The organism is Prevotella conceptionensis 9403948, from assembly GCF_000312305.1.
GTDB lineage: Bacteria > Bacteroidota > Bacteroidia > Bacteroidales > Bacteroidaceae > Prevotella > Prevotella conceptionensis.
Window position 1 is genome coordinate 187787 of record NZ_HE999445.1, and the last position, 7591, is coordinate 195377.

The following is a 7591-nucleotide window of genomic DNA, read 5'->3' on the forward strand; positions in this document are numbered from 1 at the left end:
CCGCTGTCCAGGTTCTCCCGGCAGGCGTTCACCTGCGTGACGACCCCGACGAACAGGAACGAATTCGCCTCCCTTCTCTTGATTTGTATGCGCTTGCCCAGCCATTCCGTACCGTCTTCCAGGGCCTTGGCCGCCACCTCGAAGTCCAAGGCGAGCTCAAAGCGGTGATGGTCGTTTATGGGTTGGTGCAGCCTGAGTGACTTGAACGAGAAAAGGGGCTTGCCGCCGATGCTCACGGCGATGTCGTTGTTGGGTGTCCACAGGTTCATAGGCGTTGTTTTTGAGGTTTCTAGTCGTGGTGGAAATTAAAGCCGGAGACTTGCAATTAAGTTGTCTCCGAAAGCCAAAGTTAGTAAAACAAATCCAAAACGGCAACAAATTAAGGGGGCCAACATCTTCCCTTTAACGATATTTAAACCTGGGAATTATCGACTCGCCAACCCGAAATTGTCAACTCGCCAATCCGAACTAGTCAACTCGCCAACCTAGACTAGTCAACTCTCCAGCCTAAAATTGTCAACTTTTCGGCGCAAATTTTAACATTATGAGTGCCTTTTTTGCCCACCAACCGCCTACCTTGCCGCAAAAAATAGATTCTCGCGAAGGTTTGTTTTGGTGCAAAAAGAGGGCAGTTGTACATGCAGGCGAAATGAATTTTTATTTAAACTGACCGCCACGAACACCCGTTTTTGGGTGATTTGCAGCAAAATGCAGCGCGTTTTGGTGCTAAACGTAGTGCAATATGCCGCTAAATGCAGTGTGTTTTGGTGCAAAATGCAGTGCGTTTTGGTGCAAAATGCAGTGTGTTTTGATGCTAAACGCAGTATGAAATGCCGCTAAATGTGATACGAAAAGCATAAAAATACACTACGATTGCATAAACAAAACCCTTTCGAACCATGAAAAACATGGTCGGAAAGGGCGAAATCGTCGTTAAAAAGTGGGATTTTAGGGGGTAAAAAGCGGGTAATTGGGCTTGGAAAATTATGAGTTGGCGACCAAAATAGAAAGGCAAAATGGTGCAAAACGCAGGTTCTTTTCTTGAAAATAGACAAAGCGAAAGGCGTACAAGGTTAGAAATGGTAGACATTTGCCTACTTTTTAACCCCTATTTTCGCTAGAACGGAGCGAAAAATAGAGCATCTTTGTAAAATAAAAGATAATAATTTAAGTTTTTGAGTTGGGGAGAAGATATATTCGGGAGCTGGGGAGTTAGTAAGGTTTGCGAGTTGATGCGCTTGTGAGTTGGAGAGTTTGTAAGTTAGAGAGTAGATGTATTCGGGGGTTGGGGAGTTAGTGAGCTTGCTAGTTGATGACTTGATGAGTTGTGAGTTTGTAAGTTGATGAATTCAGGAGTTGTTGGTCTTTCATGAGTTTATAAACTAGTGAGTTGATTTGTCCTGGACTTCGTATATGAGCGGAGTGTTTATCTCGTGTTGGCATCACAAAGACAACAAACTCCGCTCAATTTATAGAAAGATTAAAAGTTAAGACGGTTTCATATACTTCCTCTTTCATATGTCCTATTTTTAGTTATTACTACTCGTTGTTCAGCCAGTTACACTGCCCCTTGTGTAGAAAAGCGTGGAGCGTATTTCCAACTTTCACCTTTTGCTTGTCGCTGTCGAGCGGTGCGACAAAGACACAACAAATCCGCACACACCATTGTGTGGACAACTCAGAGAACATGTGCAGCCCATCCGCTCGCCTTGCCAGCGTGGAGTCTGCTAGCGAATTTAAAATTAAATCCATCTTCTGGTAGACTTTAGCTTAGAGTAATACTCAATATCCTGCTGAACGATTGTCTGCGTAACAAATAATCTGCTTAATATTTCTTCAGAAATAGCCTCATCCTCTGCGCACCCAGTATTCTTTGCTAAGAGTACAAGTGCTTCCTTGATTAGGTAACTTTTGTTGGAAACAGGTATTTCATCATCACGTTTTACATTTATAATCAGTTTCTCTATCAGTTCTTTATTGGATTTGTTTACATAAAAGTCCTCCTCATTTGAATTAAAATCTTCGTTATAATAATCTTCTAAAATAGATTTAATTCTTTCTATCTCTTTTAAATAATACACCTCTTCCATTTTCTAATGGTATCCACCTTTTTATGAATACTGTTTGTTTAATTCATTGTTGCCCTAAACGCTTTTACTAAAAAGAAGTAACGCCAAGAATAAGCTTTATCTTAGTGATGAATATCACCTCGCCTACTCCCAATGGCAAAGATAACACTTTTCGTTCAAGCAATCGGTAAAACCCCAAAGAAAACATCAAAAAAATCCAATAGCGACGTGTACGTCGATTTGGAAAGTGCAGGTATAAGAAAGAGAAAAGTCAATACCACTTCACCGGTAGAAACTATTCGTGGGGCGCCTGCGATTACATCAGCAGGACGACCGACAATGACAGCAAAAGTAAAGTTACACATTTTTAGCCTACCGCCAAAGGTTAACGCAAACAGATTTAAAACTTTTTCTAGCTACCGCAAAGTTTTTTTGCTCTTCCCAACGGCATTCTCAGGGCAATTAGATGCAACAAGCCTAATGCACCTACACCATCGCGCGGCATCCTCTACGCCCCATTTTTCGCTAATAAGCGTTAAAAACATTGTATAGTTAGAGTTTTTTTCGTTACTTTGCAGGAAATTCGGTGTAATAGTGCCATTTTAAAATGAGAAAGAAACACAACAAAGCCCGCAGCCGCTACGGGTTGCAGGTAATAACGCTATGCATAAGCACCGCACTGGTGCTTATTTTGCTGGGCATAATAGTGCTCTCGGTATTCAGCACACGCAACCTTACCAACTACGTAAAGGAGAACCTCGTAGTGACCATGATGCTCGACCAAGACCTAACAAACCCCGAAGCGCAACGCCTTTGCACACGCTTGCAGGCGCGCCCGTACATAAAGAGCCTCTCCTTCATCAGTAAAGAGCAGGCCCTTAAAGAACAAACGGCCGCTATGGGCAGCGACCCCAGCGAATTTGTTGGGGGCGACAACCCGTTCCTGGCATCCATCGAGCTAACCCTTAAAGGCGATTACGCCAATAACGACTCGCTTAATTGGATTTCGAAAGAACTCAAAGCCTATCCCAAGGTGGCCGACATCACTTACCAACACGAACTGGTTGAGGACGTGAACAGTACCCTAAGCAAAATATCTTTGGTGCTGTTGGCGCTGGCCGCACTGCTCACCTTCGTGTCGTTCTCGCTCATCAACAACACCGTTCGCCTGGGCATATACGCACGCCGTTTCTCCATACACACCATGAAACTAGTTGGTGCGTCGTGGGGATTCATCCGCCGTCCCTTCATTAAGCAAGCCGTCGGCGTGGGTATTGTGGCCGCCTTGTTGGCCATTGTGGTGCTGGCATGTTGTGTGTACGGGCTTTATCGCTACCAAGAGAATATGCTGAGCATCATCACTTGGCAGGTATTGGCCATAACGGGCTGTGCCGTACTGCTCTTCGGCATCTTCATCACCGCCATTTGCGCATACATTTCGGTAAACCGATTTTTGCGTATGAAGGCTGGCGAACTGTATAAAATATAATAGATTGCAAGGTAAGGCACACGCTGCCCATATATAATAAGGTGTAATTCGACCGAAAGAAACGGCCGACACTTTGCTTTGAACAATCGCCACCATTATAAATAAGGAGTGCATCGACCGAACAAAGCGGAAAAAACATCCGACTAACGCACGCCGCACATTATAACTATATGGTGTAAACAAACATCGAAACATCAATGTTGAGGCCACTGTCGCACTACGCCAACACACGCGACATGGCCAACACACAAATACGAATACAACAAACATGGATAAAAAGAACTTCGCTTTCGACAAGATGAACTTCATCTTGTTAGCCGTGGGCATGGCAATTGTGCTATTGGGACTAATACTGATGAGCGGGCCAGGCTCTACCGAGACCGCTTTCAACCCCGACATTTTCAGTGCCACACGCATCAAAGTCGCCCCCGTGGTGTGCTTTATTGGTTTCATCTCCATCATCTACGCAGTGATACGCAAACCCAAAGACCCGAAAGAGCAGCAAGAAGAGCAACAAGAAGCGTAACACGACATGGATATACTGCAAACCATTATCGTGGCCATCGTGGAGGGACTCACCGAGTTTCTCCCCGTATCGTCTACGGGCCACATGATTATTACACAAGCCCTGCTGGGCATCCATAGCGACGAGTTTGTGAAAGCCTTCGACGTTATCATCCAGTTTGGGGCCATCCTCGCGGTGGTGGTGCTTTATTGGAAACGCTTTTTTAGGCTCGACCACTCCACGCCTCCCGAAGGACTGACGCCCGTTCAGCGCACATTGCGCAAGTGGGACTTCTACTATAAGCTGCTCGTTGCCTTCATCCCTGCGATGATTATCGGCGGACTTTTCAACAAGTACATTGATGCCTTACTGGGAAACGTGATGGTGGTGGCCGTTATGCTCGTTGTGGGCGGCGTGTTTATGCTGTTCTGCGATAAGCTTTTCGGCAACGGTTCGCCCGAAACAAAGCTCACCACACGCCGTGCGTTTGCCATTGGCGTATTCCAATGCCTCGCTATGGTACCTGGTGTGTCGCGTTCCATGGCCACAATCGTAGGCGGTATGACACAAAAGCTCACGCGAAAAGACGCTGCCGAGTTCTCGTTCTTCCTCGCCGTGCCAACCATGTTCGCCGCAACGTGCCTCGATTTGCTGAAACTTTTCCTCCACATGCATAAGACTGGCGACTATTCTATGCTTGCCAGCCATGTAGGAACGCTGGTTCTAGGCAGTGTGGTGGCTTTCGTTGTGGCACTCGTTGCCATCAAAGCCTTCATCGCCTACCTCACCAAATACGGTTTCCGGGCCTTTGGTGTGTACCGCATCATCGTGGGTGGTGCCATCTTAGCGTGGCTGCTCGCAGGTAATTCACTAGCTATGGTAGACTAATGAATATCCAAGAAGGCGAGATTATCTGCATCGACAAGCCCTACGAGATTACTTCTTTCGGGGCGTTGGCTCGCGTAAGGTACTTGTTGTCGCGACGTCTTGGCGTTAAGCGCGTAAAGATTGGACACGCAGGAACGCTCGACCCTTTGGCAACTGGCGTATTGGTGCTGTGTACGGGTAAGGCAACAAAGCGTATTGCCGAGTTACAAGCCCACACCAAAGAGTATGTGGCCACACTGCAACTGGGTGCTACCACGCCTAGCTACGATATGGAGCATCCTGTTAACGAGACTTTTGAAACAAGTCACATCACTCGCGAGGCCATCGACAACGCCCTACAACAGTTTGTGGGCGAGATACAACAAGTTCCGCCAACATACAGTGCCGTAAAGGTGAACGGCGACCGCGCCTACGACCTTAGACGAAAGGGAAAAGACGTGGAACTGGCACCAAAGACGCTACGAATAGACGAAATAGAAGTGCTGAACTTCGACCCAAGCCAAATGCAACTCACCATCCGCGTGGTCTGCGGCAAGGGTACGTACATCAGAGCCTTGGCGCGCGATGTGGGACGAGCACTGCAAAGTGGCGCATATCTCACCGCCTTGCGACGTACAAGGGTGGGCGACATACGCGTAGAGAACTGCTTACAACTAGATTTCTTTAAGGAATGGCTCGACCAACAAGATATCGAGAACTCCCTTTCTTAGGAATAAGGTAGTAGGAGTAGAGGAGTAAGGAGAAAGGGAGCAAAGTTGTAAGGAGTAAGTAATAAGTAGTAAGGAAGTAGTCAGGAGCAAAGCCAATAATTTAGTTGCAGAGAGCGAAACGGACTTGTTAACTCATTAACTCGCTAACTTGTGAACTTGCAAACTCGTAAACTTGTAAACTTGTGAACTCGTAAACTTGTGAACTTGCAAACTCGTAAACTCGTCAACCTGTGAACTTGAGAACTCGTTAACTTGAGAACCTGTGAACCTGCAAACTCGTTAACTGGTTAACTCACCAACTCGTCAACTTGTAAACTCGTCAACTCGTCAACTTGTAAACTCATTAAGTAACAACCCCTCCACAATATAAAACATCAACATGAAGCTATCACAATTCAACTTCAAGCTGCCGCAAGAGCTAATCGCCCTGTATCCCAACAGCGTGTATCACGAGATAAAAAACGAAAAGGGAGAAAAGGAAATGTCGCGACTAACACGCCGCGACGAATGCCGACTGATGGTACTTCACAAGAAGTCGGGCACCATCGACCTCTTCCGTAAAGACAAAAAAGGAAAACCTGTAAAGGGCGACTTCCTGCAATTCCGCGACGTGATAGACTACTTCGACGAAGGAGACACGTTTATTTTCAACGATACAAAGGTGTTCCCGGCTCGCCTATACGGAATGAAAGAGAAGACCGACGCCAAAATTGAGGTGTTCTTGCTACGCGAACTCAACCAAGAAATGCGCCTTTGGGATGTTTTGGTGGAGCCTGCGCGCAAAATACGTATTGGCAACAAGCTATTCTTCGACGACAGCGGAACAATGGTGGCCGAGGTGATTGACAACACAACGAGCCGTGGACGCACACTACGCTTTCTCTACGACTGCGACCACGATGAGTTCAAACGTTCGCTCTTCGCCCTCGGCGAATCGCCCCTGCCACGCTACATTATCGACAAACGCGAGAACCACCACGCCACGGAAGAAGACATAGAAGACTTCCAAACCATCTACGCGGCCAACGAAGGAGCCGTAACCGCACCTGCAACAGGGCTGCATTTCAGTCGCGAGCTGCTTAAACGAATGGAAATTCGCGGCATCAACTCGGCATTCATCACGCTCCATTGCGGATTGGGCAACTTCCACGACATTGAAGTGGAAGACTTAACCAAGCACAAAGTTGATTCTGAATCAATGCACATTGGGGCAGAAGCATGCGCCATCGTGAATAAGACCAAAGCAGAAGGCAGACGTGTCTGCGCCATCGGAACGAGCGTGGTGAAAGCCACTGAGACGGCCGTCGGTACCGACGGGATGCTGAAAGAGTACACGGGATGGACCAATCGCTTTATCTTCCCGCCCTACGACTTCGGACTAGCCGACACGATGATGGCCAATTTCTATCACCCACTCTCCACATTGTTGATGTCGACAGCGGCATTTGGAGGCTACGATCTCGTGATGGAAGCCTATCGTCTGGCGGTAGAAAACGAGTATAAGTTTGGCTGCTTTGGCGACGCATTGCTCATTCTCAACGACTAACAGCCGTGCACGAACATAAGGTTTACATGAGTCTTGGGGCTAACTTGGGCGACCGCGAAACCAATATCAAGCTAGCCATCAAACAAATATCAGAGCTGATTGGACCCGTTGTGCGCCAATCGGCTCTGCTCGAAACCGCCCCTTGGGGGTTCAACTCTACCAACACCTTCATCAATGCGGCCGTATGTAGCCAAACATCACTGTCGCCAAGAGAGGTGTTGAAGGCCGCACAAGACATCGAACGCGCATTGGGACGCACCCAAAAAAGCACTGATGGACAGTACCACGACCGCCCAATAGACATCGACATCTTGCTCTACGACGACCTGCACGTGAACGAACCCGACCTCGTGATACCGCACCCACACAAGAACGAACGTCAAT

At 47.2% G+C, this 7591-nt stretch carries 9 protein-coding genes and 1 pseudogene; 7 read left to right on the top strand and 3 right to left on the bottom strand.

Features of this window, described 5'->3' with window-relative positions; all coding sequences use genetic code 11:
- From BN93_RS17900 to BN93_RS05090, 3 genes and pseudogenes are all read right to left on the bottom strand, one after another.
- A pseudogene (locus BN93_RS17900) lies at nt 1-269 on the bottom strand (type VI secretion system tip protein VgrG); the annotation flags it as partial.
- A 1270-nt stretch (nt 270-1539) separates the two neighbouring features.
- Nucleotides 1540-1752, bottom strand: a complete 213-nt coding sequence (locus BN93_RS18460) for a hypothetical protein (RefSeq protein WP_157462665.1) — start codon at nt 1750-1752, stop codon at nt 1540-1542.
- Complete coding sequence (locus BN93_RS05090; protein ID WP_019187264.1) at nt 1743-2090, bottom strand: hypothetical protein; 348 nt, start codon at nt 2088-2090, stop codon at nt 1743-1745. The genes BN93_RS18460 and BN93_RS05090 overlap by 10 nt, the downstream gene beginning before the upstream one ends.
- 132 nt (nt 2091-2222) lie before the next feature.
- On the opposite strand from BN93_RS05090, the gene BN93_RS17375 reads away from it, so the two are divergent.
- The 7 genes from BN93_RS17375 to folK all read left to right on the top strand — a co-directional run.
- Complete coding sequence (locus BN93_RS17375) at nt 2223-2621, top strand: hypothetical protein (RefSeq protein ID WP_157462667.1); 399 nt, start codon at nt 2223-2225, stop codon at nt 2619-2621.
- A gap of 55 nt (nt 2622-2676) precedes the next feature.
- Nucleotides 2677-3558: a cell division protein FtsX gene (locus BN93_RS05100; RefSeq protein ID WP_019187266.1), complete on the top strand. Its 882-nt coding sequence runs from the start codon at nt 2677-2679 to the stop codon at nt 3556-3558.
- Between the two features lie 268 nt (nt 3559-3826).
- Entirely contained in the window at nt 3827-4084 is a 258-nt protein-coding gene (locus tag BN93_RS05105) for a DUF3098 domain-containing protein (RefSeq protein WP_019187267.1), read from the top strand.
- Between the two features lie 6 nt (nt 4085-4090).
- Nucleotides 4091-4951, top strand: coding sequence for an undecaprenyl-diphosphate phosphatase (locus BN93_RS05110; RefSeq protein ID WP_019187268.1), 861 nt, complete (start codon nt 4091-4093; stop codon nt 4949-4951).
- Entirely contained in the window at nt 4951-5661 is a 711-nt protein-coding gene (gene truB, locus BN93_RS05115) for a tRNA pseudouridine(55) synthase TruB (RefSeq protein ID WP_019187269.1), read from the top strand. The genes BN93_RS05110 and truB overlap by 1 nt, the downstream gene beginning before the upstream one ends.
- A 379-nt stretch (nt 5662-6040) precedes the next feature.
- Entirely contained in the window at nt 6041-7207 is a 1167-nt protein-coding gene (gene queA / locus BN93_RS05120; RefSeq protein ID WP_019187270.1) for a tRNA preQ1(34) S-adenosylmethionine ribosyltransferase-isomerase QueA, read from the top strand.
- Between the two features lie 26 nt (nt 7208-7233).
- A partial coding sequence (gene folK / locus BN93_RS05125; protein ID WP_084768702.1) for a 2-amino-4-hydroxy-6-hydroxymethyldihydropteridine diphosphokinase occupies nt 7234-7591 on the top strand: 358 nt, incomplete at its 3' end.